The sequence below is a fragment of the Sphingomonas sp. GW821-FHT10F09 genome, assembly GCF_058809195.1.
This window is the reverse complement of sequence record NZ_JBXASI010000009.1, coordinates 39,538-65,469: the sequence shown is the minus strand read 5'-3', so window position 1 is coordinate 65,469 and position 25,932 is coordinate 39,538. Positions and strand designations below refer to the sequence as shown.

Annotated in this window: 35 protein-coding genes; 24 read left to right on the top strand and 11 right to left on the bottom strand. The window is 66.7% G+C overall.

All coding sequences use genetic code 11. The annotated features are described in order from the left end of the window. Window positions 1–45: 45 nt before the first annotated feature. The gene (locus tag AC1RTO_RS18720; RefSeq protein WP_493162350.1) at window positions 46–216 is read left to right on the top strand and encodes a hypothetical protein; all 171 of its coding nucleotides are present in this window, start codon (window positions 46–48) and stop codon (window positions 214–216) included. Window positions 217–285: 69 nt separating this feature from the next. Continuing rightward, window positions 286–708, top strand: coding sequence for a response regulator (locus AC1RTO_RS18715; RefSeq protein ID WP_493162349.1), 423 nt, complete (start codon window positions 286–288; stop codon window positions 706–708). Window positions 709–717: 9 nt separating this feature from the next. Here the strand turns inward: AC1RTO_RS18715 and AC1RTO_RS18710 are convergent, their stop codons facing one another. Together AC1RTO_RS18710 and AC1RTO_RS18705 are read right to left on the bottom strand one after the other, a co-directional pair. Beyond that, window positions 718–846 carry a hypothetical protein gene (locus tag AC1RTO_RS18710; protein WP_493162348.1) on the bottom strand — a complete coding sequence of 43 codons (129 nt, stop codon included), beginning with the start codon at window positions 844–846 and terminating at the stop codon, window positions 718–720. Window positions 847–893: 47 nt separating this feature from the next. After that, the gene (locus AC1RTO_RS18705; RefSeq protein ID WP_493162347.1) at window positions 894–1,043 is read right to left on the bottom strand and encodes a hypothetical protein; all 150 of its coding nucleotides are present in this window, start codon (window positions 1,041–1,043) and stop codon (window positions 894–896) included. A gap of 109 nt (window positions 1,044–1,152) precedes the next feature. On the opposite strand from AC1RTO_RS18705, the gene AC1RTO_RS18700 reads away from it, so the two are divergent. From AC1RTO_RS18700 to AC1RTO_RS18690, 3 genes are read left to right on the top strand one after another with little or no spacing between them, the layout of a single operon-like run. Further along, a complete protein-coding gene (locus AC1RTO_RS18700; protein WP_493162346.1) occupies window positions 1,153–1,275 on the top strand; it encodes a hypothetical protein in 123 nt (40 codons plus the stop codon). Beyond that, complete coding sequence (locus AC1RTO_RS18695; protein WP_493162345.1) at window positions 1,272–1,415, top strand: hypothetical protein; 144 nt, start codon at window positions 1,272–1,274, stop codon at window positions 1,413–1,415. The genes AC1RTO_RS18700 and AC1RTO_RS18695 overlap by 4 nt, the downstream gene beginning before the upstream one ends. A 3-nt stretch (window positions 1,416–1,418) precedes the next feature. Further along, window positions 1,419–1,781: a hypothetical protein gene (locus tag AC1RTO_RS18690; protein ID WP_493162344.1), complete on the top strand. Its 363-nt coding sequence runs from the start codon at window positions 1,419–1,421 to the stop codon at window positions 1,779–1,781. Between the two features lie 421 nt (window positions 1,782–2,202). Here AC1RTO_RS18690 and AC1RTO_RS18685 read toward each other — a convergent pair whose 3' ends face one another. After that, window positions 2,203–2,469: a hypothetical protein gene (locus tag AC1RTO_RS18685; RefSeq protein ID WP_493162343.1), complete on the bottom strand. Its 267-nt coding sequence runs from the start codon at window positions 2,467–2,469 to the stop codon at window positions 2,203–2,205. An 86-nt stretch (window positions 2,470–2,555) separates the two neighbouring features. On the opposite strand from AC1RTO_RS18685, the gene AC1RTO_RS18680 reads away from it, so the two are divergent. The 3 genes from AC1RTO_RS18680 to AC1RTO_RS18670 all read left to right on the top strand — a co-directional run bounded on the left by AC1RTO_RS18680 (window position 2,556) and on the right by AC1RTO_RS18670 (window position 4,034). Beyond that, window positions 2,556–3,062, top strand: coding sequence for a TIGR02594 family protein (locus AC1RTO_RS18680; protein ID WP_493162342.1), 507 nt, complete (start codon window positions 2,556–2,558; stop codon window positions 3,060–3,062). A gap of 61 nt (window positions 3,063–3,123) precedes the next feature. Next, window positions 3,124–3,558, top strand: coding sequence for an Xre family toxin-antitoxin system antitoxin (locus AC1RTO_RS18675; RefSeq protein WP_493162341.1), 435 nt, complete (start codon window positions 3,124–3,126; stop codon window positions 3,556–3,558). Further along, a complete protein-coding gene (locus AC1RTO_RS18670) occupies window positions 3,555–4,034 on the top strand; it encodes an RES family NAD+ phosphorylase (protein ID WP_493162340.1) in 480 nt (159 codons plus the stop codon). The genes AC1RTO_RS18675 and AC1RTO_RS18670 overlap by 4 nt, the downstream gene beginning before the upstream one ends. A gap of 10 nt (window positions 4,035–4,044) precedes the next feature. Here AC1RTO_RS18670 and AC1RTO_RS18665 read toward each other — a convergent pair whose 3' ends face one another. Both AC1RTO_RS18665 and AC1RTO_RS18660 read right to left on the bottom strand, forming a co-directional pair. Next, complete coding sequence (locus AC1RTO_RS18665; RefSeq protein WP_493162339.1) at window positions 4,045–5,208, bottom strand: PQQ-dependent sugar dehydrogenase; 1,164 nt, start codon at window positions 5,206–5,208, stop codon at window positions 4,045–4,047. Window positions 5,209–5,319: 111 nt separating this feature from the next. Continuing rightward, window positions 5,320–5,664, bottom strand: coding sequence for a PilZ domain-containing protein (locus AC1RTO_RS18660; protein ID WP_493162338.1), 345 nt, complete (start codon window positions 5,662–5,664; stop codon window positions 5,320–5,322). 105 nt (window positions 5,665–5,769) lie between these two features. Between AC1RTO_RS18660 and AC1RTO_RS18655 the strand changes: the two genes are divergently transcribed. Then, window positions 5,770–5,901: a hypothetical protein gene (locus AC1RTO_RS18655; RefSeq protein ID WP_493162337.1), complete on the top strand. Its 132-nt coding sequence runs from the start codon at window positions 5,770–5,772 to the stop codon at window positions 5,899–5,901. Between the two features lie 39 nt (window positions 5,902–5,940). On the opposite strand, the gene AC1RTO_RS18650 is transcribed toward AC1RTO_RS18655, so the two are convergent. Beyond that, entirely contained in the window at window positions 5,941–6,621 is a 681-nt protein-coding gene (locus AC1RTO_RS18650) for a class I SAM-dependent methyltransferase (RefSeq protein WP_493162336.1), read from the bottom strand. A gap of 159 nt (window positions 6,622–6,780) precedes the next feature. On the opposite strand from AC1RTO_RS18650, the gene AC1RTO_RS18645 reads away from it, so the two are divergent. Further along, the gene (locus tag AC1RTO_RS18645) at window positions 6,781–6,981 is read left to right on the top strand and encodes a hypothetical protein (RefSeq protein WP_493162335.1); all 201 of its coding nucleotides are present in this window, start codon (window positions 6,781–6,783) and stop codon (window positions 6,979–6,981) included. Window positions 6,982–7,053: 72 nt separating this feature from the next. Here the strand turns inward: AC1RTO_RS18645 and AC1RTO_RS18640 are convergent, their stop codons facing one another. After that, window positions 7,054–7,671, bottom strand: coding sequence for a sugar transferase (locus AC1RTO_RS18640; protein WP_493162334.1), 618 nt, complete (start codon window positions 7,669–7,671; stop codon window positions 7,054–7,056). Window positions 7,672–8,489: 818 nt separating this feature from the next. Between AC1RTO_RS18640 and AC1RTO_RS18635 the strand changes: the two genes are divergently transcribed. The 5 genes from AC1RTO_RS18635 (at window position 8,490) to AC1RTO_RS18615 (ending at window position 13,115) form a co-directional block, all read left to right on the top strand. Next, window positions 8,490–9,683: a polysaccharide pyruvyl transferase family protein gene (locus tag AC1RTO_RS18635; protein ID WP_493162333.1), complete on the top strand. Its 1,194-nt coding sequence runs from the start codon at window positions 8,490–8,492 to the stop codon at window positions 9,681–9,683. Next, window positions 9,680–10,924, top strand: coding sequence for a glycosyltransferase family 4 protein (locus AC1RTO_RS18630; protein WP_493162332.1), 1,245 nt, complete (start codon window positions 9,680–9,682; stop codon window positions 10,922–10,924). The genes AC1RTO_RS18635 and AC1RTO_RS18630 overlap by 4 nt, the downstream gene beginning before the upstream one ends. Before the next feature lie 78 nt (window positions 10,925–11,002). Beyond that, a complete protein-coding gene (locus tag AC1RTO_RS18625; RefSeq protein ID WP_493162331.1) occupies window positions 11,003–11,479 on the top strand; it encodes a PilZ domain-containing protein in 477 nt (158 codons plus the stop codon). 108 nt (window positions 11,480–11,587) lie between these two features. Beyond that, window positions 11,588–12,430 carry an archaeosortase/exosortase family protein gene (locus AC1RTO_RS18620; protein WP_493162329.1) on the top strand — a complete coding sequence of 281 codons (843 nt, stop codon included), beginning with the start codon at window positions 11,588–11,590 and terminating at the stop codon, window positions 12,428–12,430. Next, window positions 12,420–13,115: an exosortase C-terminal domain/associated protein EpsI gene (locus AC1RTO_RS18615; protein WP_493162328.1), complete on the top strand. Its 696-nt coding sequence runs from the start codon at window positions 12,420–12,422 to the stop codon at window positions 13,113–13,115. The genes AC1RTO_RS18620 and AC1RTO_RS18615 overlap by 11 nt, the downstream gene beginning before the upstream one ends. On the opposite strand, the gene AC1RTO_RS18610 is transcribed toward AC1RTO_RS18615, so the two are convergent. Continuing rightward, window positions 13,090–13,335 (bottom strand): XrtV sorting system accessory protein, encoded by a 246-nt coding sequence (locus tag AC1RTO_RS18610; protein ID WP_493162326.1) that lies wholly within the window; start codon window positions 13,333–13,335, stop codon window positions 13,090–13,092. The two genes, AC1RTO_RS18615 and AC1RTO_RS18610, sit on opposite strands and share 26 nt — an antisense overlap. Window positions 13,336–13,413: 78 nt before the next feature. Here AC1RTO_RS18610 and AC1RTO_RS18605 point away from each other — a divergent pair, with 78 nt between their 5' ends. The 3 genes from AC1RTO_RS18605 (at window position 13,414) to AC1RTO_RS18595 (ending at window position 15,825) form a co-directional block, all read left to right on the top strand. Beyond that, window positions 13,414–14,127, top strand: coding sequence for a hypothetical protein (locus AC1RTO_RS18605; protein WP_493162325.1), 714 nt, complete (start codon window positions 13,414–13,416; stop codon window positions 14,125–14,127). Window positions 14,128–14,279: 152 nt separating this feature from the next. Then, a complete protein-coding gene (locus AC1RTO_RS18600; RefSeq protein WP_493162324.1) occupies window positions 14,280–15,158 on the top strand; it encodes a hypothetical protein in 879 nt (292 codons plus the stop codon). Between the two features lie 187 nt (window positions 15,159–15,345). Then, on the top strand, window positions 15,346–15,825 hold the full coding sequence (locus tag AC1RTO_RS18595) for a retropepsin-like aspartic protease family protein (RefSeq protein ID WP_493162322.1): 480 nt from the start codon (window positions 15,346–15,348) through the stop codon (window positions 15,823–15,825). 22 nt (window positions 15,826–15,847) lie between these two features. On the opposite strand, the gene AC1RTO_RS18590 is transcribed toward AC1RTO_RS18595, so the two are convergent. Continuing rightward, a complete protein-coding gene (locus tag AC1RTO_RS18590; protein WP_493162321.1) occupies window positions 15,848–16,435 on the bottom strand; it encodes a hypothetical protein in 588 nt (195 codons plus the stop codon). A 161-nt stretch (window positions 16,436–16,596) separates the two neighbouring features. Here AC1RTO_RS18590 and AC1RTO_RS18585 point away from each other — a divergent pair, with 161 nt between their 5' ends. Beyond that, window positions 16,597–17,553 (top strand): endonuclease/exonuclease/phosphatase family protein, encoded by a 957-nt coding sequence (locus tag AC1RTO_RS18585; RefSeq protein WP_493162320.1) that lies wholly within the window; start codon window positions 16,597–16,599, stop codon window positions 17,551–17,553. On the opposite strand, the gene AC1RTO_RS18580 is transcribed toward AC1RTO_RS18585, so the two are convergent. Together AC1RTO_RS18580 and AC1RTO_RS18575 are read right to left on the bottom strand one after the other, a co-directional pair. Next, window positions 17,543–18,133, bottom strand: a complete 591-nt coding sequence (locus AC1RTO_RS18580; protein WP_493162319.1) for a hypothetical protein — start codon at window positions 18,131–18,133, stop codon at window positions 17,543–17,545. The genes AC1RTO_RS18585 and AC1RTO_RS18580 overlap by 11 nt on opposite strands. Before the next feature lie 16 nt (window positions 18,134–18,149). After that, entirely contained in the window at window positions 18,150–18,710 is a 561-nt protein-coding gene (locus AC1RTO_RS18575) for a polysaccharide biosynthesis/export family protein (protein WP_493162318.1), read from the bottom strand. A gap of 499 nt (window positions 18,711–19,209) precedes the next feature. On the opposite strand from AC1RTO_RS18575, the gene AC1RTO_RS18570 reads away from it, so the two are divergent. The 5 genes from AC1RTO_RS18570 to AC1RTO_RS18550 all read left to right on the top strand — a co-directional run bounded on the left by AC1RTO_RS18570 (window position 19,210) and on the right by AC1RTO_RS18550 (window position 25,917). Then, window positions 19,210–20,436, top strand: coding sequence for an outer membrane beta-barrel protein (locus AC1RTO_RS18570; RefSeq protein ID WP_493162317.1), 1,227 nt, complete (start codon window positions 19,210–19,212; stop codon window positions 20,434–20,436). Between the two features lie 48 nt (window positions 20,437–20,484). Beyond that, the gene (locus AC1RTO_RS18565; protein ID WP_493162316.1) at window positions 20,485–22,725 is read left to right on the top strand and encodes a GumC family protein; all 2,241 of its coding nucleotides are present in this window, start codon (window positions 20,485–20,487) and stop codon (window positions 22,723–22,725) included. 94 nt (window positions 22,726–22,819) lie between these two features. Continuing rightward, window positions 22,820–23,905 (top strand): glycosyltransferase, encoded by a 1,086-nt coding sequence (locus AC1RTO_RS18560; RefSeq protein WP_493162315.1) that lies wholly within the window; start codon window positions 22,820–22,822, stop codon window positions 23,903–23,905. Window positions 23,906–23,996: 91 nt separating this feature from the next. After that, a complete protein-coding gene (locus tag AC1RTO_RS18555) occupies window positions 23,997–25,109 on the top strand; it encodes a glycosyltransferase family 4 protein (RefSeq protein WP_493162313.1) in 1,113 nt (370 codons plus the stop codon). A 52-nt stretch (window positions 25,110–25,161) separates the two neighbouring features. After that, window positions 25,162–25,917: a metallophosphoesterase family protein gene (locus AC1RTO_RS18550; protein ID WP_493162312.1), complete on the top strand. Its 756-nt coding sequence runs from the start codon at window positions 25,162–25,164 to the stop codon at window positions 25,915–25,917. Window positions 25,918–25,932: the final 15 nt, after the last annotated feature.

The window sequence follows — 25,932 nt, the reverse complement described above, 5'->3', positions numbered from 1 at the left end:
TGGTTAACGAATGGAACGGGGAATCGCGCCTGCCGTTGGCGGCGGATGCTTTTCGAACCAGTATGCGTCTTTTCGTTCAAGGAGCCCGATCACCTGACCCGCATCCACCTCAAGCTCGCGCTCGAGGATGTGGGGTTCGCGGTGTCGGAGGAGGCCGATACGATCGCCCTGTGCGATCCCGCGCCGCCCGAGCCGGAGGGCGCGGGCGACCCCTGACGCGTGCCTGCGCTGGCGGAACGCTTTGACCTGCAAAGACATTTTGTCATGTACAATGACGGAGTCGCCATGCCCCCTGCCCTGACCCCGACAGCGGCGACCCAGCCGGACGCCGCTCCCCATGTCCTGATTATCGAGGATTCCTACCTGTTCGGCCAGTTCGTGTCGGACGCGGCGGTGCTGGCAGGGGCGCACAGCGTCGAGGTGGTCGACACGCAGGCCGCTGCGGAGGCTGCGGCGATCCGGCATGTGCCCAGCGTCATCGTCGCCGACGTCAAGCTGCGGCACGGTTCGGGCGTTGCCGCGGTCGCCCGTATCACCGCCGGCGGCCCCGGCATCCCGGTGCTCTACGTCACCGGCTATCCCGAACATCTCACTGGCTGCCCGGACGATGCGACGATCGTCGAAAAGCCGGTGTCTCATGACGCGCTGCGCCTGTTGATCGGTCGCCTGATCGCCGACAACGATGCGACCGTGCCGTCGCTGCACTGACCGCGGACGTCAGAAGCCGGTCCGGATCACCCGCCACCAGCGCCTGATCCGCTGCCACAGCGTCTCGCGCCCCGCCCGTGTCCGGCGATCCGGATCGACGGGGCGGCGTGCACGCGTGCTGTTCGGTCGCCTGGCCATGGCGCGATCCTACAGCGGCCGGATTCACCCATGCTGAACGGGATGCGTCAGGCGAAGTCGCCCAGTTTCGCCGCCTCGTCCTCCACCTCGAGTTCTCCTGCGTCGTCGTCCATCGGTGGCTGTTCGGGGCGGGCGACGGCGTCGGCGGGGGTGGCGGGCGTGTCGGTGTCGGGTCGGGTGGCGGGATCGTCGGTCATGCTGCGTTCCTTTTTCCTGAAGAGGCCTTGGGGGCAACGCATGCGTGCGGGGATCGGGTGCCGATCCGGCGGGTCGGCCGTTGATGCCCTTCCACTGAAAGGACATACCATGCCCGACGATCCCACGCCCCCGAACGATGCCGACGACGATGCCGCCAACGAGGGAACGCCGCAGGAAGACCTCGAGGCGGAGGATCTGGAGGGGTTCGTCAAGGACCCGCACGAGCAATGACCATCGCCGACCCCGACCATCCCGAACCCGCGGAACAGCCGGACAGCGCGCCCTTGGGACCCGAAACCGAGGCGGACGTGCATGCGCAGGCGACGCATGACGTCGATCCCGACGACATGTTCGATCCGCTCGGCACGTAGCGCGTGACGGCGGGAAACCGGCTGGCGGCGCTTGTATTGGCGACGCTGGCCGGTTGCAGTGCGACCGCGGTCGAAGGCCCCGTCCGGCTCGGCCAACTGGCCTATGCCGGCGGCCCGCGGGTGCGGCCTGATCGCGTGATCGAGGACAGCCGCTGCCCGGTGGGGACGACCTGCGTCCGGGCCGGCTGCGTCGTGCTGCGCTCGACCGTCTATGGCGGAGCGTGGTCGAAGCGGGTCGATCTGGTGCTCGGCGTGCCTGTCGTCATCGCCGACGGCACGCTGACCCTGGTTTCGGTGACGCCGGCGCGCGGCGTCGGGCGGGCAGCGCCGTTGCGCTTCGCCTTCGTCTTCGAGGGGGGATTGTGACAGGTAGCGCCCCGCCTTGGGTGCTGTCCGTAGGACGGGGCGCCGGTCTCCGTAGTGACCAGAGGATGGCGTGAACGCTCATGGCGCCGACGGCAAGCGAAATCGCGTGTTCGCGCCGATGGTTAATCCGGGTGATGCGCGGTGCGGAACCGGGCTAGGGTCGCCGGCATGGAAAACCGCCCTCTCGTGCGCCGGACGATCATGGTCATGATCGTCTTCCTCTTCGTCGCCATGGCCGGCATGCTGGCGCTGGGCATCGCGCTCTATCGCACCTGAGGAGTGGATGCGCGCGGAGGCGCGGCCCTGTCATCGCAATGGTATGATGCGAAGCCGCGAGCACGGCACCTCTACGTCCTCCACGCCTCTGCGCGAACCATGTCTTCTTCTACCAGACACCCATCGCCCCGGGCCCGAATGCCGATCAGGGTTCGTCGGGCGTCAGTCGGGCGGACAGGTCCATCCAGTTGCGCGCGGCGTCGCGATCGGCGGGATCCGCGAAGGCGACGTCGAGGTCCGGCGCGGCATCCAGCATGTACAGCAACGTCCACAGTGCGAAACGGCGCGACCGGTCCCGCTCCAGCCCGAGGTCGACACGCATATGCTCGATCCCCGCGGCCAGCGCCGGGGGCGGCACCGCGGCAAGGTCGTCGGTGCCGAAATAGCGGCGCAACTGGTCGTCGAGATCCATCGCCCCCGTCTATCGGATGATTGCCGGGCGACAAGCGCTGCGACACAAAGACAGGGCCAGAACGGGCGGCAGACGGGAGATACGATGTGGCGAAGGAACCGGCCTGGCTGCAGGCGGCGCGCGCGCGGCTCGGCACGCGCGAGGCGGCCGGTGCGGCGAACAGCGCGACCATCCTCGGCTGGGCGAAGCGGCTCGGCACCCGCGTGCTCGGCATGATCTACAATGCCGACAGCGTGCCGTGGTGCGGCGTGTTCGTCGCCTCCTGCCTGGCGGAGGACGGGATCGGCGCGGCGCCGATCGCGGTGCGGGCGCTGTCCTGGGCGAATTGGGGACTGGCGCTGCGGCCCGAGCGGCTGGCGCCGGGCGCGGTGCTGGTGTTCGAGCGGCCGGGCGGCGGCCATGTCGGCTTCTACGTCGGCGAGGATGCCGCCGCCTATCACGTGCTCGGCGGCAATCAGGGCGATGCGGTCACCATCGCGCGCATCGCCAAGGGGCGCTGCGTCGCCCGCCGCTGGCCGGAGGGCCGCGCGGTGATCGGCAAGCCGGTACAGATCGCCGCCAAAGGCAAGCCGCTCTCGCGCGACGAGGCATGAGCGGCTTGCCGTTGCACCATATGAGGCGCATATAGGCATCAACTGGAACCGGAGGTGTGACATGGCGACGCAGATGGCATCGATCGAGGCGCTGCTCGGCGTCGCGGCCGGCCGGCCGGCGTCGCGGCTGGCGCTGGCCTATTCGATCGAGGGCGGATTGCCGGTGGCGGCGCTCGACCGGCTCGCCGACAGCGTCGCCCCCGACGATCCCCGCTTCAAGTTCCGGCTGATCCCCAAGGCGACGCTGGAGCGCCGGCGCAAATCCTCCTCGCAGCGGCTGACCAGCGAGGAGGGCGACCGGCTGGCGCGGCTCGCCAAGGTGTTCAGCTTCGCGCTCGACATCTATCGGGTGCCGGAAAAGGCGCGCGAATTCCTCGGCCGCCCGCATCCGATGCTCGACGGCAAGGCGCCGCTCGACGTCGCGCTGGCGACCGGGCCGGGCGCGGACCTCGTCATCAACCTGCTGGGGCGGGCGGCCTATGGCGGGGGCGCATGAGCGGCCAGACGACGGACCGCGTCCTCACCTGCTACCGCATCGGCGATCCCGACGGCGCGCATCCGATCTACGACAGCGAGGGCGCGCGCCTCTATCCCGGCCGCTGGAACACGCCGGCGAGCCCGGTGATCTACACGTCCGAACATTATTCGACCGCGATGCTGGAAAAGCTGGTCCACGCCAACGGCGTGCTGCCGCCCAACCAGCATTATATCCGCATCACCATCCCCAACGGCACCCGCTACGAGATCTTCCGCCCGCCCGCGCATCCCGGCTGGGACGGCAAGGACGAAGGCATCTGCAAGGCGTTCGGCGAGGCCTGGCATGCGGAGGCGCGCAGCGCGCTGTTGCTGGTCCCGTCGATTCCGGCCCGGCTCGACCGCAACATCCTCATCAACCCGCGCCATCCCGACGCGGCGGGGATCCGCTGGGACCTGCCCGAACCGATCTGGTGGGACGAGCGGCTGTACGGGTGACGGGTGTCTCTCAGCGCGGGGTCAGTTCCACCAAGGCGCCGCCATCGCCGTCGCGCAGCACCCAGAGCGAGCCGTTCGGCCCCTCCTCGACCTCGCGGATACGGTTGCCGAGGCCGATGCGCGCGATCTCGCTGGCGGTGTTGCCCGAGACGCGGACGCGGACGATGCCCTGTTGCGCCAGCCCGGCGAGCAGGAAGTCGCCGGTCCAGCCCGCAAAGGCCGTCCCGCGATACTGGATCATCCCGCCCGGCGCGATCACCGGCGTCCAGCTGACCAATGGCGCGGCATAAGCGGTGTTGCTGGCGTGGCGCGGGATCGGCGAGCCGTCGTAATTGTCGCCCTCCGACACGCGCGGCCAGCCGTAGTTCCTGCCCGGTTCGATCAGGTTGAACTCGTCGCCGCCCGCCGGCCCCATCTCGGATTCGAACAGGCGATCGTCGCTGGCGAAGACGAGGCCGTAGGGATTGCGATGGCCGAGCGACCATATCTCGGGCCGGGCATTGGCCGTGCTCGCGAAGGGATTGCCCGCCGCGGCGGGCCCGTCGAGGGTGATGCGCACGATCTTGCCCAGGGTCCCCGACAGATCCTGCGCGGGCGTCCCCTGCTGGCGCTCGCCGCTGCTGATGAATAGCGTCCGCCCGTCCGGTGCGAAGGCGAGCCGTGCGCCGAGCTGCCCGCCGGTCGTCGCCGGCGTCGCGCGCCAGATCACCGTCACGTCGTCGAGCCGCGGCGTTCCCGTCGTGACCAATGTCGCGCGGGCGACGGCAAGTTGCTGCCCGCCGGTCGCCGGTTCGGCATAGCTGATCCAGATGCGGTTGTTGCTGGCGACGCCGGGATCGAGCACGACGTCCTGGAATCCCAATTGCCCCGAATAGGTGACGCGCGGCACGTTCGCGACCGGCGTCTTGGCGCCCGCCTGCGTCACCAGCTGTAACCGGCCCGGCTTTTCGGTGACGAGCATGCGCCCGTCGGGCAGGAACACCATCGCCCAGGGGTTGTCGAAGCTCGCCACGACGCGCTGGTTGACCGCGGCGACCGGCGGGGTCGGCGTCGCGGTGGCGGTCGGCGAGGGTGTCGGCGTCGGCGCGGGGCCGGGCGCACCACCACCCTCGTCATCGCCGCAGCCGGCGAGGATCATCGCAAGCGCGATCGGGACCATAAGCGCTGTCCGCATGACGCAATACTCCTCGCCGCTGTGGCGAATGGCATTGCGGCGTTAGGACTAAACGCCCCGCGCTACGGGCGGCGGGAAAAGGGTAAGCGCGGGCTTTACCCTTTTACTCCCCTACCGGTTAACCGCGGCATCCCCGTTGCGGTGGATGATCCCGGCGAGGAGTTCGGCGGGCAGCGGGTGGCTGAAATCGACGCCGATCTCGCCGCCCCTGTTCCAGGCGACCCACCCTTCGAGGCTGACGGTCTGCGGCAGGTCGATCGACACATAGGTACCAACGCTGACGCCATGGGCCAGCGCGATCCGGCACCCGAGTTGCGTGATGTCCAGGATCGCGCAGGTTTCGGCGTCGAACTTGACCGATGAGATCGTCGCTTGCCATGCAACGGCGACGCGATCGGACTTGCGCTCTTCCTGCGCCAGCCAGGATGGATAAGCGGTGCTGGGTTTCGTGGCCATGCCGCCGGTGTAGCCGAAAGATATTAATGTCTTTTGCCGGCCGAACGCTATGACAGGCCAAGTTTTGCGAGCCGGGGGAGACGGATTTTGGACGATGTAGGCCAGATGGACTGGAAACGGTTCACGATTCGCCTGATCGAGGCCTTGCGCTGGCCTGCCGCTTTCATTGCGGTGGCGGTGATATTCCGCGAGCCGGTGACTGCCTTCATCACGGCGATTTCCGGGCATATCGGCTAGACTCGATCAACTCGCCGCCCCCCTCGCGGCGGGACGGGGTCAGAGCGGCAATCGCCCCTCCAGGCCAAAGGCTTCCAGGGCATTGGGCAGGTCGCCCATCAACCTGCCATGACCGTCTGCGCCGGCAAAGACCGGGGCATCCGGATGGCCGGCACGCGTCACGACGATATCGACGAAGCCCGCGGCCTCCATTCGTCGGCGCAGCTCGCTGATGCTCCAGATGTAGCAATGGCCGTGCTCGGAGAAGCAGAGGTTGATCGCATCGCACCATGACAGCTCAGCCTGCCGGTGCCAGCGGGTCAGGAAGGTGAGATAGGCGTCGTCGTCGGCATCGATGGGAACCGGTTCGACGATGCGGCGCGAGAACCAGTCGAGATCGGGCGTGACGATCCGGACCATTCCGCCCGGCTGCAGGATGCGGTGCATCTCACCAAGCAGGCCGATCGCGGCCGGTTTGGGAATGTGTTCGATCATATGCTCGCACAGGATCGCCCCGAAGGCCGCATCGTCGAACGGCAATGGTCTGGCGGCATCGACGAAGGTGGCGCCGGGCGGAGGAAACCGGTCGACGTTGAGCCAGCCGGCAATGCGGTTGCCGCCGCATCCGATGTTGAGACGGCGGTCGGATTCCGTAGCGAAATAGCGGGCGATCTCCGCCCGCCCGAGGACGCGTTTGCCGATCGAAAAAACGTTGTCACGTACCCATGTTCGGCCGCTCATCTTTGGCTCCTGCGCCCGACCCTGAAGGCAGTTTCCCGCCAAAACCTTATTTTCCGATACCCGATTGCCAGCGGAAGTATGGTCATCAATCGCTTGACTGTCTTGAAACGGAACAACATATCGAACCGACCGTTAATAGCGGGATAATATGGAGAGGTTATGAAAGAGCGCGTCGTAACGACGGTTCGCATCCGTCACCATCGCATCAAGGGCATGCCGCATCTGGCACGTCTGCAGGCGAGCGGTAGCTCGATCGGGGCCTCGAGCCGCAAACCGATAGAGGCTCCGCGAGGACTCATCATCGCGCTGGCATTGTCCGGCATGTTGTGGGCTGCCGTGATCGCGGCTGTCAGCCTTTAACCGTAAGGACTGGCCGCAACCCTCGACCGTCGAATGGGGTTGCGGCTTCCATCATGTCCAGCTTCGAGCCGGTCAATAAGACCCGCGCTGGAACAAGACCGCCGGTACGGTCAGCACCAGAATTCGCAGGTACAGTTTCAACGACTGTGACCGGGCAAACGCCACATCGAGCGCGACACGCCGACGATAGCTGACATCGTTGCGTCCGCTGATCTGCCACAAACCACTGATGCCGGGACGCGTCGCCATATAATCGGCGATATAGCGACCATAGCGAGGCACCTCGGCCTGAACGATCGGGCGCGGGCCGATGAGGCTCATCTCACCACAGATCACGTTCCAGAGCTGTGGCAGTTCGTCGAGGCTCGATTTGCGCATGAAGCGACCGATCCCGGTGATCCGGGGGTCGTTGGTCAGTTTGCGATCGCGCTCCCAGTCTGCGCGCGCGACGGGATCCGTCTGCAGCAGGTGGGTCAGGCGCTGCTCCGCATCCGTCACCATCGTGCGGAATTTAAAACAGCGGAAGCTGCGTCCGTTCTTGCCGATCCTGACATGTCCGAAGAAGATAGGCCCCGGATCGCCGACCCAGGTCACGATCGCCAGAACGACCATCACCGGCAGCAGGAACAGCAGGGCGAGACCGGAAAGGATAATATCCAGATTGCGGATGATTACCAAACTGGTCCGCATCGACGGAACGGGCTTTTCGTGACGCTGCTGGGGATCGGCGGATGCACCCGACACTGCAAGTTCATGACCACTCACATGCCTGTCTCACACCACCAATTACACGATCACTCGACACAAGGGGCGTTGGTTAGCCGGAGTGTAGGATTGCTCTAATCTCTAAACGTTACAAGATCATTTATGCAAGCGAAATTAACCAGCCCGTGCCGGTCGGCGCAAGCGGTCAGTCCCATCCGGACATGATCAAGTGGGAGTACCATCGGATCAAATATGTCATGATGTCGTGCAATCATGCCGAGGTACGATGACGGAGGAATTGTCTGACGGATACATTATCTACTATTGAGTATGCAATCTCTACCGGATGTTTAACGTTGCGAATTAGGTATGTGGCATTTCGATACCTGCCATATATCAGAAAACTGCCTATAGCATGCCGTATTGGGATGCTGTTTACGCCGTCTCGCTTGCAATACGGAAACAGGGCTGACGAGATTTTCGGTTGTTCGAATATCGTCGGCGATAAGGATGAGAAAATAGAACCAGTCCGGTTTTATGGTAAACAGCAGTTAAGCATAAGGGCCGTACGTCAGACTATCATGCGGATCGGTGTCCGTTCTTGACGAATGGATAGGCGCGATAGAGCGAGATTCCTGTGCGGTCCGGGACATCGATCATTTATAACATTGGGTTCGAACGGCCGTCCGTCGCAGGAAGTGTTGCGCGTTCGCACGTTGCTGTTTAGGCCTTCGTTCGGCAATGCCCTTCGTACGCGCGTATCCCGTGGCAAGAAGCGGATCGTCCGCATCCGGGGAGTCTGAGTGAAGGTCGCGCTGCTCAACGTCAAATTCAGCCCGAATTTGGGAGATGGGCTGCTCTCCGAGTGCCTGGAGCGTGCGCTTGAGGATAAAGGTCATCGCATCGAGATCCGGTCGGTCGATCTGGCCGGGCGGACTGCCTTTTCGGGCGGCAATGCGTTTCGCGGGCCGATGTTGAGCCTGATCCAGCGGTTGCCGACGATGCTGCGCTATCCGCTGACCTATGTGATGCTGAGCCTGCTGGTCCGCTACAGGTTGCGACGCGGCTATGCCGACCAGATGGCCGATGTCGATGCCGTCGTTCTGGGTGGCGGCAACCTGATCGCCGATTCCGACCTGAACTTTCCGATCAAGATTGCCAGTGCGCTACATGAGGCGGCGTGCCGCGATCTGCCGGTCGCCGTGTTCGGTGTCGGCGTCGGTGATACATGGTCGCCGATCGGCAAGGCCGCGTTCCGTCATGCCTTTGCGACCGCCCGGCTGGTCGACGTGACGGTTCGCGACCGGCGTTCGCAGAAGGTCTGGCAACGATTGTTCGCCGGCGACACGATCCCCGCCAGCGGTCTTGCGCAGGATCCCGGCTTGCTGGCCGCTGCACGCTACGGCGTCGCTGCAGCCACGGATCGGGGGCCGGTCGGATTGTGCCTGACCCATCCCGTCCTGCTGCGCTACCACGCGGCAGACGATCATGTTCGTGGCGATATCGAGACATGGTTCGGCCGCTTTGCACAAGCGCTGGTCACCGCGGGGCATCGCGTCGTGCTGTTCACCAATGGCAGTCCCGAGGACCGGCAGTTGCGCGATGCGATCGGACCGGGACTCGTCGCGGAAAGCAAAGGCGCGATCACCTGTGCGCCCGATTTCGCCACCCCAGGCAATCTCGTGCATTTCATCGCGGGCTGTTCGCTGATCGTGGCGCATCGCATGCATGCCTGTATCGCTGCGCATGCCGTCGGCGTCCCGACGATCGGCCTGTCCTGGGATCCCAAACTCGACAGCTTTTTCGCCGTGGCAGGGCGCAGCGACTTCATGGCGACGCCCAACAAGATGCCGCTCGACGCGTTGGTAGCGCTGGTCGCGCGGGCACTGCACGAGCCGCTGAACGAGACCGCACGCGCGGCGCTGATCGCCCGGAGCCGGGCGGATGTGGACCGGCTCGCGGACCTGCTCATCAATGCGGTGGACCGCCGCGGGTGATCGACCGCATCGTCGTCATCAACGACATATCCGTGCCGAAAGGCGGGGCGACGGCCTTGGCGCTGCTCTCGGCGCAAATGCTGCGCGCGCGGGGGCGGGCCGTCACCTTCCTGACCGGCGATGCGGGACGCAATCCGGATCTCATTGCCCGGGGTATCGAGGTCGTCGGCCTCGGGCAGGATCGCCTCCTCGCCTCCTCGGCGTTCACGGCGATGACGAACGGCCTCTACAACCGAAGCGCCGGCGATGCCGTCGCCGCCTGGATCAGGGCCAACGATACGCCCGGGACCGTCTACCATCTGCATGGCTGGTCGCAGATCCTGTCGCCGGCGATCTTCGCGGCGCTGCGCCCGGTGAGCGCGCGGCTGGTGCTGTCGGCGCATGATTTCTTCCTCGCCTGCCCCAACGGCAGTTTCGCGTTGCTGCGCTCGGGCGCGATCTGCCCGCACGTCCCGATGTCGGTGCCGTGCATCACGACGAATTGCGACCGGCGTCGCTACGCGCACAAGTTATGGCGGGTCGCGCGGCATGCGGTCATGACCCATCATTATCGCCGCCTCGACCCGCCTCCGATCCTCGCGATCCACGCGCGGATGCGCCCGTTCCTGATGCGGGCCGGCCTGCCCGGCGATACGATCCAGACCTTGCCAAACCCGGTTACGCCATGGACGCGCGACAGGATCGTGGCGGAGGACAATCGGGAATTCCTGTTCGTCGGGCGGCTCGAGGATACCAAGGGCGTCGACCTCGCGGCCGCAGCCTGCCGGGCGGCGGGCGTGCCGCTGCGGGTCATCGGCGATGGCGTCCTGCGCGCGACGCTCGAACGCGATTATCCCGAGGTGCAGGTGATGGGGCAGCAGCCGCCATCCGTCATCGCGGACCATGCGCGTGGTGCGCGCGCGCTGGTGATGCCGAGCCGTTATCCCGAACCGTTCGGACTGGTCGCGGCAGAGGCCTTGTGGAGCGGCCTGCCGGTCATCGCGGCGGAAACCGCGTTCCTGACGCAGGATATCGTCGCCGCGGGCGCCGGCATGGCCGTCGATCCGCGCGATATCGCGGGTTTCGCCGATGTCCTGCGACGGATCGCGACGGATTCGTCTGGGGTGCGCACGATGAGCGTGGCGGCATTCGGGAACACGCGATCGATCGCGCTGTCGCCGGCCGCGTGGATCGATCGACTGGAGGCGGTCTATCACGACCGGCTTGCGGGCCATCAACAAAAGGACAGGCAAGTTGCCTGATCGCCCGGTACGCCACTGCGTTAATATTATTTTATCGTCGTCAGGCTAGGTATTGATGACCTAGACAGGGTTCGATTCATGGCACTCACGGCACAGCTTGTTCGAGACGACCGCAGGGCGGACCGCGAGACACTCGATGTCGCCGGTACCTTGCGCCACGTCCGCAACGTGCCGATCGACGTGATCGTCGAGGATCTGTCGGCAACCGGCTTCCGCATGCGGACGCAGGCGGGTCTGAACCTTCAGGAAAAGGTGACGATCGGCATTCCGGGCATCGGCCAGCGCGCCGCTTATGTCGTCCGCCACACCGCGGAGGGCTTCGGCTGCGAGTTCGTCGAGGCGATCGATCCGCGGCTCGTCACAATTCCCTCCACCGCGCAATCCGTCGTCGAGGCCGATTTCGGCGGACAGCTCGACATGGCGCAGGTTCAGCAATGGTCGCGCGCCAATCCGCCGCAGGTCGAGCGGTTCCCGCAGAGCCGCCGCCTGCTCATCGTCGGCGGACTGGGCGTGGCCGGCTGGCTGGCCCTGCTTGGGGTCATCTCGCTGTTCTGACGCGATCGTTGCGGCGCGTGCCGGGCGCTCCTACGGTCGCGCGACAGGAAGTGACCGTCATTGGCTGAAACCCTATCCCTATTCTGCGGCGCCGGACCGCACCGGGCGGTGCCGTGGCCCCGCCTGTTCCTGCTCGTCGCGATCGTCCTGTGGGTCGCGCCGGTCTTCGTCGCCATGGCTATGCGGTTGTGGACGACTGAACAGGGCGCACAGGGACCGATCATCCTCGTCACCGGCCTGTGGCTGCTCGGCGTCCGGCTGAAGCAGTTCGCCGCCCTGCGCACGCCCGGCCGGGCGGGCGTGACGTTCGCCGCGCTGCTGCCCTGCCTGCTGCTCTACGTCGTCGCGGGCATGGTCAACATGCTGACGGGGGCATTACTCGCGACCTGGGCCGGGCTGATCGTGCTGCTCTACGCCAGCCATGGCGGACGGGTGTTGCGCCGGCTGTGGTTTCCGCTGGTCTATCTGCTGTTCCTGATCCCGCCGCCCGTCATGCTGGTCGATCCGGTCGTGCAGATCCTCAAGCGCGCGATCGCGGTGCAGGCGGTCGACAGCGTCGCGGCCTTCGGGATCGAGGTCGCGGCGCGGGGCAGTTCGCTGTTCGTCGATCAATATGAACTGCTGGTCGCGGCCGCCTGTTCGGGCATGAACTCGCTGTTCAGCCTCGCGGCGATCGGCATCTTTTACGTCCATGTCCGCCACGACGACGACTGGCGCCATGCGGCGCTGCTGGCGCTCGCCATCGTCCCGGTCGCGCTGGGGACGAACCTGATCCGCGTCATCCTGCTGCTCGTCGCGGTCCATATCTGGGGCGTGCGCGTGCTCGAGACCCCGCTGCACATGGCGACCGGACTGGCGATGGCGGCGCTCGCACTGCTGCTGCTGGCGCTGATCGATCTGTCGGTCACGCCGCTCGCCCGGCGGCTTGGAGGTATGCGTCGTGGCGGCTGACGATACTTCCCGGCGCGACCTGCTGCTCGGCGGGATGCTGTTGGCCGCGGCGGGCGGTGCCGTGTTCGCCCGCCCGCGTCCCTCCGACGGGGCGGTCGGTCCGACCCCGCACGCCTTCGATGCGGCGATCCCCTCGCGCATCGGTGCCTATCGCCGGCGCGAGGCGGACGAGATCGTCCTGCCCGATCGCGACAGCGACAGCCTGACCGTCTATCAGCAATATGTCGCGCGCACCTATGCCGCCCCGGGCCTCGCGCCGGTGTCGCTGCTGATCGCCTATGGCGCGGCGCAGGATTACACGCTGCAGCTGCACCGGCCGGAGAGCTGCTATCCGCCTGCCGGATTTGCACTGTCCCCGTCGCGACGGCTCGCCCTGCCCGGCACGCCGGTCATCGATGCGGTGACGCTGGCGGCGCGGCGCATCGATCGCAACGACCGGCTGCTCTACTGGACGCGGGTCGGCGATACCTTTCCGGACAGTCTGTGGGGGCAGCGCTGGGTGACGATGCGCGCGCTGCTGTCCCGCCGTGTCCCCGATGGCGTGCTCGTGCGGCTGTCGACCGACGACGATCCGGCGGCCCTGGCGGCGCTGGTGCGCTTCAACGCGCTGCTGCTCGCCAGCGTGGCGCCGGTCGCGCGCGCGCTGCTGCTGGGCGGGGTCAGTGCGGCCGGACCCACGGCCTGAGCACGAGCACGGCATAGCCGAGGGTGGCGAGGATCACGGCGATGGCGGCGACATCATAGCCGGCGTTGCCGAGACCGTTGGCGGCCATGCAGCCGAGCGCCGGCGGCAGGTAGGACAAGGCGCGATCGCCCGGCACGGCCGGTCCGATCGACCGCTGCAGGAACAGCAGCGCCAGCGCGCAGAACAGCGCCAGCGTCGTCCAGTCGTAGGGGGTCTCCACTGGCTCTCCCGTAGGGGCGATGACATAGGGTGGTCGGCAATGGGGCGACGCTAGCGTCGGGGAGCGGGGATGAACAGCATGCGCGACCGGATTGCCCGGATCATCAGGACCGGCATGATGCCGTGCGTCGTCGGGATCGGAGCCGGTATCGTGCCGGCGGGCTGCGCGGATCGACCGCCCACCGACCAGGTGCTCGCGTCTGTCGATGGCGACGATGTCACCAAACGCGATCTGGCGGTGGAAGCGGCACTGACCCGCCTGCCGCCCGGACCGGTGACGCTCAACGCGATCGTCGATCGCAAGCTGCTCGTCCGCCGCGCAAAGCGCGACCGGCTGGACCTGACCCCCGACTATCTGGCGGCGGTGCGGCGCTTCCGCGAGGCGACGCTGGCGACGCTGGCGGTGCAGGAGGTCGCAGGCACGCTGCCCCCACCCGACGATGCCGCGGTGCGTGCCTTCGCCGCGGCGCAGGACTGGCGGTTCGCCGGGCGACGGCTGGTCGAGGTAGCGGATGCGGACGGGCGCCGCATCATCGATACCGCGACGCTGGGGGATGGTGGCGAGGCGCGGCGGTTGCTGGCGGCCGGTACGGGAACCACGACGACGGTGGGTGGTCGCGTGGTGCGGATCATTGGTTCGCGCCCGGTCGATCAACCCCCTGCCGACACCCTTGCCGCAGCCCGCGAGGCGCTGGTCCGCCAGCAACGCGAGGACGTCGTCCGACGGCTCGTCAAGGCAGAGCGGGCGTCGGTCAGGGTACGCTATCAATCCGGCTTTGGCACGGATTCATAATAGCGGGCCGACCTGTGATGGTTGTTGCACCGTTAACAACCCTGTAGTGTTGCAGGGACGACGAACCAGAACATTACAAAGGGGATGACTTGACCGCTGCAACTGCCTCTCGTGCCATTGGCCGATGGACGAAAATCGCCGCGGGCTTTGCATTGGGCTGGGTTGCGCTCGTCCTGATCGTCGCGATCGTGCAATCGACCACCTACACCGGGTTCGTCGAGGCACTGAACGAATGGCAGTTCGATCATCTCGGCCAAGCGTTTCCGGCGATGACTTTTCTGGTGTTGTTTGGGTTGTTCGCGCTACCTGGTTTGTTTTTGCTGGGATTTGCGATCCGGCGGTTCAACGTGGCGCGGGGCGTGCGCACTGACACGCTGGTGATCCAGCGATCGGAGCGCATGCTGCGCGTCCTGACCGTCCTCGCCGCGCTGCTCGGCATCGCGACCCTGATCCTCCTCGTCCAGTTCGCGATGCTGCCTGATGGTCGCGGCGCGCCGAAGCGGGTCGAGGTGGGCGCGGCACCCGGGCGCGCCCCCGTCCCCGCCCCGATTCCCGTCCTGTCCGAAGGGGCGACGCGACTGATCGGCCAGTACCGGCATGACCGTACCGCGACCTTCCGCCAGAACGTGCTGGTCGCGCGTCGCGACTATCGCTTCGTGCCCGTACAGCCCGCCAATGCGCGGCCGACATCGATCGTCACCGTCTTCGCCGAAACCAGCCAGTCGCCCGACGACCTGCGGTCCGCGACGGAGGAACGCGTCGGCGTGCTCCGCCGCAGTAGCCTGCCCCCTGCAATCGTGCATCTGTATCGCGATGCTGGCTTTCGCGTCGCACCCGATGCCTATGTGTTGTACCCCGATCGCAGTGCGCTGACCTGGCCTTATGTCGCGGGGGCCGGGCAGTTGGCGGTGGCCGTGCTACTGCTGGTGATTGCCGCGCTTCTGACCCGCCGCAGGCTGCGCTTGCTGCGCCGCGACGCGACGCGGTCCGTAGAAACCACCCCAAAGGACGACCCGCCCCTGATCGCGTGACCATTGTGTCGCGCCGGCGGCTGTCGATGGCCCCGAGCCATAGGGATTATCCTGTCGATCGATGACCTTGCGCCGCGGGCGCTGGTCCGTCGCCGCAACGGTATATTAGGGTCTGCATGGCAGAACTGCGGTCATGCAGACCGTCTTTTCCTCAACGCGTCTCGTCCTTGTCGGGATTGCTATCTCGATGGTTCTGACCGGCGCCGTCGCCCCGGCGGCCCGTATCAACGATCCGCAGGCGGAGCCGGTAGCGCGCGGCGCACCGGCTATGCCGGCGATCGAGGCGGTCGAGTTCGAACGCGCGCCCGACGGCCTGTTCTACGTCACCGGACTGGTCAACGGACACAATGTCCGCTTCCTGGTCGATACCGGCGCCAGTGTCGTGATGCTGACCCGCGAGGATGCGGCTGCGGTCGGCGTCGACCTCAAACATGGCGGGTTCCAGTCGCGCGTGCGGACCGCAAACGGGGCATCGGCAATGGCGTGGACGACGTTGCAGGACATCGACATCGCCGGCCACCGGTTGTCACGGATCGATGCGGCGGTGCCGCAGAACGGCCTGCCGGTATCGCTGCTGGGTCAGAACCTGTTGCGCAAGCTCGGCGTCGTCACGATCGATGGCGATCGCCTGCGTGTCCACACCCGCAACGCGGCCCTGGATTCCTGAACCCTGTCGATCGGGTCGACCGTCAGGCGGCCTGTGTCTTCAACAACGAACGGCCCCGCGACCGCTCGCGACGCGCCATGCAGCCGATGCCGCCGACGCCAAGGATCATGATCGCCCACATCGGCGCTTCGGGCACTGCACCGGGCGTGGTGCCGCTGACCGTCTGCGGGGGGCCGCCGGGCGAGATGCTGGGAAGGCTTCCACCCAGACCGGGGCCCGGGTTGATGCCACCGCCGCTGCCGGGATCGGCGAGCGCCAGCAGTGCGGAGGGCCCGGTGGGCTCGGCCTGCGGATCGAAGGCCGACAGCGGTGCGCCCGCACCCGGCGACGGGGTGCCGGTCGTCCCTGCATATTGCGGGGTTTCGCTGCCGCCCGAGCGGCCGAACGGGCGCCGGAGACCCGGCTGGCCGCCCCGCCCTGCGATGCCGGTCCCGCCGGTCGCCAGGCCGGGTGCCTGCGGGGTGATCGCGGCAAAGGCGCTGGCGGTCATCTCGGGGCCCGACAGAAGACCACGCTGATCGCGCTGGGCGAGACCGAGCAAGACGATCAGGAGCGTTGCCGCTCCCCAGACCAGACGCTGCTTGCGCTGTGCGATCAGAATAGTGTCCATCGATACCTCGTAAACATAGTATCGGACGAAACCAGCAAAAAAAGAAGCCCCGTTGTCCCGTATCCGTACTAGCGGCCGATACGGATACGGGCTGGTCTGCAACGACAGGCCATGACGACAGAGCGTAAGGCGGACGAATGGTGCGGGCGACAGGCAGGGCGATGATAGGGATTACCGCATTGTGCGTCGCGGCCATCGCGCTGCTGGGCCAGTTCGGGCGATGGTCCGACCGCTGGGATGCGATCAACATCGTCCTCCCCTATCTGACCCTGGCGGCGCTGATCGCCGTCGTGGCGGTATTGCTTGTGGAGCGGCGCCGGCGCGGACCGGTGTTCTGGACCAATGCGATCGCGCTGCTGCTGCTCGTTGTCGGTCCCGCGCCGCTGCTGCTGGCCGAGTGGCGGGAAGGCGACGCGCGGTCATGCCAAGGCGAGCGGCTGCGCATCGTCCAGTTCAACCTGTGGAAGGACAATCGCATGACCCGGTCGGCCGCGCGCTGGATCCGGCTGGTCGATCCCGATCTGGTGATGCTCGAAGAGGCGCGCAACACGCTGACGGTGCCGTCCCTGCTGCGCGATCGATACCCATTCTCGCAGAATTGCGTCGACCGGTCGCTGTGTTCGACGGTGATCCTGGCGAGGCGCGCGCCGCTTGCCTCGGGCGGCCTCGCCCGGGGGGATCCGGAAAACCGTGGCGGGCTGTCGGCGGCCTGGATGCGGATCGCCTCCCCCGCCGGGCCATTCACTGTGGTCGCCGTCCACCTCGGGCGGCCGTGGCCGTTCCACCGTTTCGAGGGCGAGCGTGCGGAGCTGATCCGGTACGTCCGCACGCAATCGCCGGCGACGACACTGGTCGCCGGCGACTTCAACCTGCCCGGCTGGACGTTCCAGCTGCGGCGGATCGAGGCTGGTATGAGGCTGGAGCGCCGCAGTCGCGCCTTGCCGACCTGGCCGGCGTTCCTCGGCGATCATCGTGTCCCGACGCCGCTGGTTCCGATCGATCACCTGTTCGCCGGGCGCGACTGGGCGGTCGAGGATATCCGTCGCGGCCCGTTCCTCGGGTCGGATCATTATCCGCTGGTCGTCGACCTGCGGCGTTGCGATGCGGCTAGCCGGTGACTTCGGGACGATAGTCGAGCAGCGCCACGATCGGCGCGGCGGGTGCCGGCGCGGGTGGTGGCGACGGCCGCGGAGGTGTGCGGGTCGGCGCCGGGGCGGTCCCGGCGGAGCGCTGCCGCCACATCGCGCGCCGCTCGGTGAAGCTGATATGCCCCTCGACCGATCCCGCGAGGCCGCCGACGTTGCGCGCATAGACCGGCGCCAGCGCACAGACGACGCCGGCGAGCTGCGTCATCAGCATCTCCGTCGTCGCCGCATCGAGCGTGCTGAACGCCCAGCGCGCGCCGAACAGCAGCGCGATGGCGCCACCGAGGCTGCGTCCGCCCAGTCGCGGAAAGGCCGGCATGGCGACGAGGGTCACGCCATAAGCGATGATGAAGCGCAAACCGATCGAGCCCGGTCCGTCCGGGCCGGCGACCATCGCGACCAGCAGCAGCACGGCGAGCGCGACGCGGCACGCCGCGACGACGCGATTGGGCGTCAGCCAGGCGAACGGCCGCTGGATCAGCCGGGTCGGGTCCAGCCGCGGCAGGGAGGACGCGCCCGTCTCCTTGCCGAACAGGCCGGCGCGGCGGGTCACGGCGTCGGCCGCCGGATCAGAAATAGCGCTCGCCGATCCGGATCGTGTCGCCGGGCAGCACGTAGCTCGGGCGGCCACGCAGATCGACGCTATGCTCTTCCGCCTCGTTGGCGCGACGGATGATCGCGTAGCGCTTGTTGGCGCGATACGAATAGCCGCCGGCCGCAGCGACCGCCTGTTCGATCGTCAGGTTGACCGAATAGGGAAATTCGCCCGGCTTGTTGACCTCGCCGAGGATATAATAAGGGCGATAGTTCAGCACCTCGACGCTGACGCGCGGGTCCTTGACGTAGCCGCCGGCCAGCTTGGTGGTGATCGCGGCCGCCAGTTTCTCGACCGAGCCGTTCTTGGCGGGGACGTCGCCGATCAGCGGGAAGGCGACGTTGCCTGCGCTGTTGATCGCATATTCGCCGGTCAGTGCCGGCTCGCTGTACACCGTGATCCTCAGCTTGTCGCCGGCCGCCAGCCCGTAGCTGGTCGCCGGCATCCCGCTGTCGGCCAGTGGCGAAGGCGCGCCCGCACATCCCGAAAGCGCAACACCAGCAAGCGCCAGAAGCGCCAGAACCGACTTCACCATGTTACTACCACCCCGTTGACTGCCTGTAATTTGCCATGATCCCCGGCCTCTCGCCAGTCAAATCGATAGGAGGCCTGTTTCATAATCTAACGGCGCGGGAAGCATTCGGTGCTCAAAGTACACCCCGTTCCAGGCAAGACCGCGACGATCGCCGCAAGCCTTGTCCGCTAACCATGACCCCGGCAACTGGCATAGATCGGGCCGTGTCGTTCGCGAGCCAGCATCCCGGCCGGCATAGCGTGCCGCAATTGGACGTGCGGCACGCGTATCAATTCGACAAGGTGGATCGCCACAAGCATATAACTGTGCAAATACTGGATTATTGCAACGCAGCATGGCTTGCGTTAGGCGTATGGCACGGCACGATAAATGCTGTTTTCTTACGGGAAACGGCTTAAGAGTTGCGCCCGGGGATATTGGGGTTGGGGGAAATATGACGCGGCGTATCGGGCGTTTTGTACGTCGGGGGGCTTTGCTTTCCGGTTTATGCACGGTGACCATGCCGGCGCTGGCGCAGAATGCCGCGCCGCCACGGCCCGCGTCGCGGACGCTCGCCGATGTTGCGGCATCGGAAGCGGTGGCGAACCGCGCCCGGCCCGACTACGATCCGGTCGGCATCGCGGCCGGCGGGTTCCGGCTGTTCCCGACGCTCCAGATCCAGAGCGGCTACGACAGCAACATCTACAATATCGACAATGGCCGCGTATCCGATGGTCTGGTCCGGATCTCCCCGCGGCTGGACGCGCGGTCCAACTGGTCGCGCCACAGCCTGACGCTCAGCACCGGCGGTCAGTTCGAGCGCTATTTCAGCCGCTCGACCGAGAACAACGAACAATATGACGTCGAGGCGGTCGGTCGGATCGACGCGTCGAACGATTCGGCCATCAACGCCAGCGGCCTGTATGCGCGCCGCGTCGAACAGCGCGGTACGCTGGGCGACATCCTCGCGAGCGGCGATCGCATCCGCTACGATCTCGGCACCGCTCGCCTGTCCGCGACGAGCACGTTCGGGCGGCTGCTGTTCACCGGGGGCGGCACCTATTCCACCTTCAACTATCTGCCGGTGCGCCTGAACGGCGCGTCGGTGTCGCAGGATTATCGCGATCGCGACGAGGCGACGGGATTGCTGCGCGCCGATTACGTCGTCGGCCCCGGCATCCGGGCGTTCGTCAGCGGCAATTTCAACGACCAGAACTACAAACAGACGCTGTCCGGGGTCGATCAGGATTCGCAGGGCTTCGCGGCGCTCGGCGGCATGGTGTTCGGCGTCAACGAATTCATCAGCGGCGAGATCGGCATCGGCTATCTCAAGCAATATTACCGCGATCCGGGCCTGCCCGACATTGGCGGCTTCAGCTACAACGCGCGCGCCATCTGGAACCCGACGCCGCTGCTGACGGTCACCGCGATTGCCGCCCGTACGGTTCAGCAAAGCCCCTTCATCAACCAGTCGGGCATCCTGCAGGACAGCCTGGGGGTCAATGTCGATTACGAATTGCTGCGCAACCTGATCGTATCGGTGAACGGTCAGTTCATCTCCAACGACTATCAGGACCTCGACCGGAGCGATCGGCTGTGGTTCGCGGAAGGGCGCGCACGCTACCTTCTGAACCGTTGGGCGGAGGTTGGGCTGTCGGTCAACCACCGGTTCCAGACGACGTCGAACGCGCTCGGGCGGGAATATGCTGGTAGCAGCATCCTGCTGGGTATCACATTGAAACGATAGGCCGGAAAGCGATAGACCGGGGTCGGTGCGGAACAGGATGGAAGCAAATTGAGCAACGCAATCGAGGCTCGCGGCGGCAGAGAGATCGAGCCGCAGCGTCTGCTGCCCGTCAGGGCGGAACCGGAGATGCAGGCGACCGAGGATCGGCTCGATCTGCGGTCGCTGCTCGTCACGTTGCGGCGCCGTCTCGGACTGATCCTCGGCGTCCTGGCGACGGTGCTGGTGCTCGGCATCGCCATCACGGCGCTGCAGACCCCGCGCTATACGGCATCGTCGCAGATCGCACTCAACACGACCGAAAATCGCGTCGCACCCGGTGAGAGCGGCGAGACCAAGGCGCCGCAGACCCAGGACCTGGCCGATACCGAGGTCGAGGTGCTGCGGTCGCGGGAACTGGCGACGACGGTCGCCGGCGCGCTCAAGCTCGATCTCGACCCTGGCTTCAACCCCCAGAACCGCCCGCAGGGCGGACGTCTGCGCCGTCTCGGCGAGTCGATCGGGTTGCTCGCGCCCAAGCCGCGGGTCAGGATGACGCCCGATGCCGTGCGTCGCTCGGTGGTCGATCAGCTTCTGTCCGGACTGAGCATCACGCGCGTCGGTTCGACCTATGCGTTCAACATCGCGATGACCTCGACCAGTCCCGAGGATGCGCAGCGGATCGCCAACGAATATGCGACCCAATACACCAACCTGTATCTGAACCGGAAGCGCACCGACAACACCGAGGCGCTGTCCTTCCTGTCCAAGCGACTGGAAGAACTGCGTAACCAGGCGCAGGCCGATACCGCCCGCGTCCAGCAATACCGGATCGCCAACAACCTGTTGAGCACGTCGGGCGCGTCGCTGACCGAGCAGGAGATCTCGAGCTACAACCAGCAGGTCGCCGCGGCGCGGGCGCAGGCGGTCGAGGATCAGGCACGCCTGTCGACCGCGCGGGCGCAGCTGCGCAGCGGATCAAAGGGCGACGATGTCGGCGAGGCGCTGAACTCGTCGGTGGTCAGCGGCCTGCGTGCGCAACGCGCGACGGTGAGCGCGCGGCTCGCGAGCCTCGAGGCGCGCTACGGCTCGCTGTATCCGGATGTCCAGAAGGCCAAGGGCGAGCTCGCCGACGTCGACACGCAGATCGCGGCCGAGATCAATCGCGTCATCTCCAACCTCGAGGCGAAGGCCAGGGTGTCGGGCGAGCGACTGGCCTCGATCCAGGGAACGCTGGGCGGCGCCCGCGGTCAGCTCGCGACGAACAACCGCGCCATGGTCGGGCTCGACGACCTGACCCGCCGTGCGGAAGCATCGCAGCAGCTCTACGACAGCTATCTGGCGCGCTACAAGCAGACCGGCGCCGAGGAGGGTACGGAGCGTCCGGAATCGCGGATCATCTCCTTTGCCGATCTGCCGATGGCGCCGACCAGCCCCCGCGTCGCGCTCAACCTGATCCTCGCGCTGGTCATCGGCGCGGGGCTGGGCATCGGATCGGCCTTCGTCGCCGAGATGATGTTCTCGGGGCTGACGACCGCGCTCGATGTCGAGCAGCGGCTGCGCATCCGCTGCCTTGGCAGCATTCCGTTGCTGAAGAGCGTGCTGCCGCGCGCCGGGGCGCCGATCCAGTCCGTGCTCGACAATCCCAGCTCGGGCTTCGCCGAGGCGTTCCGCAGCCTTCGGGCGTCGGTCAATTACGCCGTCGACGGACGGCGGCAGGTGCTGATGATCACCTCCGCCCTACCCCGCGAAGGCAAGACGACGACCGCGACGTGCCTGGCGCGGATGAGCGCCCTGGGCGGCGAGCGCGTCGTCCTGGTCGACGTCGATGTCCGCCAGCATGGCGTCAGCCGCCTGATCCGCGGTGCCGACGACCGGCCGGGCCTGATCGAGGTCCTGCGCGGCGATGCCGCACTCGATGCGGCGCTGATCCACGACGAGGACAGCGGCGCCTATATCCTGCCGATCAGCCAGATGTCGCGCGACGTCGGCAACCTGCTTATCGGTACGGAAATGGATACGCTGATCGAGCGTCTGCGCGAGCGCTTCGACCTGATCCTGTTCGACGCGGCGCCGATCCTGCCGATCGCCGATACGCGGTCGCTGGCCCTGAAGGTCGATGCGGTGGTGATGGTGGCACGTTGGCGCAGCACCGCCGATCACGCCATTCGTGCCGCGCTGCGCCTGCTGCCGCACCGGCACGTGCCGATCGCCGGCATCGTCCTCACGCAGGTCGATGTCCGCAAGCAGGCCAAGTTCGGCTATGGCGATGGCACGTTCTACTACAAGAAATACCAGCAATATTACGCTTGAGCACAGGCGAGAGCCGAACCGCAGCCGCGTGGCCTGACCGCGCGGCTGCACGTTTACAGGCTGCCCCGGCGGTCGCCGGAAAGAAGGACGAGGCATGACGGCGCGACGGGTGGCGATCATCCATTACTGGCTGGTGGGCATGCGCGGGGGCGAGCGCGTCATCGAGCGGCTGCTCAAGCTGTTCCCCGACGCGGACCTGTTCACCCACGTCTACGTGCCCGAGGCGATGTCGCAGACGATCCGGTCGCGCACCGTCCACACCAGCTTCATCCAGAAGCTGCCGGGCGCGGCGCGCCACTACCAGAAATACCTGCCGCTGATGCCGATGGCGCTCGAGGAACTGGACCTGCGCGGCTACGACCTCGTCATCAGCAGCGAATCCGGGCCGGCCAAGGGTGTCATCGCGGCGCCCGACGCGCGGCACATCTGCTACGTTCATTCGCCGATGCGCTATCTATGGGATCATTATCACGATTACCGCAGCTCGGCCGGGCGTCTGTCGCGCCTCGCGATGCCGTGGATGTTCCACAAGCTGCGGATGTGGGACGTCACCTCCGCGGCGCGGGTCGACACGCTCGTCGCCAATTCGAACTTCATCCGCCAGCGGATCAAGCGCGTCTGGAACCGCGATGCGGAGGTCGTCCATCCGCCGGTGGAAACCAGCCTGTTCACGTCGACCACCGATGTCGAGCCGCGCTATCTCTGGGTCGGCCAGATGACGCCCTACAAGCGCGCCGATATCGCGCTCGATGCGTTCAATAAGCTCGGCCTGCCGCTGCTGATGGTCGGCGATGGTGAGATGAACGCCGAACTGCGCAAGCGCGCCAAGTCCAACATCACGATCGTCGACCGGCTCGATTTCGCCGGCCTGCGGGCGGCCTATGCGCAGGCGCGCGGGCTGGTGTTCACCGCGGAGGAGGATTTCGGCATCGTGCCGGTCGAGGCGATGGCCTCGGGGCGGCCGGTGCTGGCCTATGGCCGGGGCGGCGTGCGCGACAGCATCGCGCCGGGGGAAAGCGGCCTGTTCTTCGACGCGCAGACGCCCGAGGGCGTGATCGAGGGTGTCGAGCGGATGGAGGCATGGTTGCCCTCGTTCGATCCGCAGGTCGCCGTGCGCCAGGCGGCACGCTTCGCGCCCGAGCATTTCGACGAGGGCATCATGCGTGCGGTGAACGCCTGAGATGCGCGGCTCCTCGCTTCCGGCAGGCGCATTGCAACCGGCACCGCGCCGGTGATCGCCCTCCCGTCCCATGGTGCGGAGCGTTGATCCGATGACGCACGAGGTTCTCATCAACGGTCGCTTCCTCGTCCAGCGGGCGACGGGGGTGCAGCGCGTCTCGCGCGAATTCACCATGGCCGCCGACCGGTTGATGACGGAGGGGCATTTCCCCGGTCTGACCCTGCGGCTGGTCGCCCCGGAGGGCGCCGATTTCGCCCCGCTGGGGTTGCGCACCATCGCCACCGAATATCTGGCGGGGGGCAGCGGCTATCGCTGGGAGCAGATTGCGCTGGCGCGACGGGTCGGAACCGGCGCGCTGATCTCGCTGGGCAATGCGGCGCCGGTCGCGAGCCTGCTGCGCAGCCGGGGGATCGCAGTGATGATCCACGATCAATCCTATCGACTGTTCCCGAACGACTACAGCCGTGGCTATCGCCTAATCCATGCGCTGATGGACCGCGTCATCCTGACCCGGGCGCGGCCGCTGTTCACCGTATCTGCCACCGAGGCGGCCGCGATCCGCGACGGCAATCCCTGGTTGCGCAATCCGATCGTCACCGCACCCAATGGCAGCTGGATCGCGGATGCCGATCCCGGCCCCCTCGCCGCCCGGCCGCCGCAGGGCTTCGGTCTGTCGATCGGCGGTTTCGCCGACCGCAAGAACTTCCTCGGCGCCTTCCGTGCCGCCGTCGCGCTGGCCGAGCGCGGGATCGAGTTCCGCTTCGTCGGCATGCCGAGCCCGCTCGCCACGACGATGCTCGCCGGGGCGAGCGAGGCGGCGCGCGCGCGCATCCGCTATCTCGGCTATGTCGACAACGATGCGCTGATCGACCTGTATCGCGGCGCGGCGTTCCTGCTCTATCCGTCCTTCTACGAGGCATCCGGCCTGCCGCCGAGCGAGGCGATGACGTTCGGCTGTCCGGTGGTGGTATCGGACCTGCCGGTGATGCACGAACGGTGCGGCGATGCGGCCCTGTATTGCGATCCGCACGACGTCGGCTCGATCGTCGCCGCAGCGGTCCGGATCGTCGACGATCCCGTGCTGGCCGCCGATCTCGCGATCCGCGGCCGGGCCCGCGCGGCGCACTTCACGTGGCGCCGGCAGGCGGAGATCATCCTTGGCGGCGTCGCGGGCGCACTGGAAATTGGGGCGGGTTCGAAGTGATCGTGCCGCATCGCATGCGGTTGTAGGCGATGTCCGCGGCCATGATGGCGACGTGACGTTCTGGCGATCCTTTTCCTCGGGGAAACAGAAGTCGGGGCCCCGGCTGCCGAGCGGGCGGCGGATCTACGCGATCGGCGACATCCATGGATCGGCCATGCTGTTCGATCGTCTGATCGACAGGATCCTAGTCGATTCGATCGGGCGCGACGGTCGCCGGGGGACCGTGGTCGTGCTTGGCGACTTCATCGATCGCGGCACCGATTCCGCGGCGATCGTGCAGAGCCTCTTCGCCCAGCGTGCGTCGGACAATCTCGTCGTCCTGCTCGGCAATCACGAGGCCGCGATGATCGCGGCCTATCGCGGCGATCGCGCGGCGCTGGGGTTCTGGCTGACATTCGGCGGTGACGCGACGCTGGCGAGCTTTGGCGCGAACGTCGCCGGTACCGACCCGGCGAATGTCGAGGCGATGATGGGCCTCCTCCGGCGCTGCGTCCCGTTCGAACTGGTCAACTGGATGGAGACGTTGCCCACCTCCTATCGCGCGGGCGACTATCTGTTCGCGCATGCCGGCATCCGTCCCGGCGTTTCCCTAAGCCGGCAGAAGACGGCGGATCTGCTCTGGATACGCGACGAATTCCTCGCCAGCGACGACGATCATGGCGTCGTCGTCGTCCATGGTCACTCGCCGATCGATCAGGTCGAATTCCGGACGAACCGGATCGGCGTCGATACCGGAGCCTATAAAAGCGGCATCCTGTCCGCGGTCGGGCTGGAGGCGGACGAACGCTGGGTGATCGACACCCGGTAACGACCCTTCCCCACC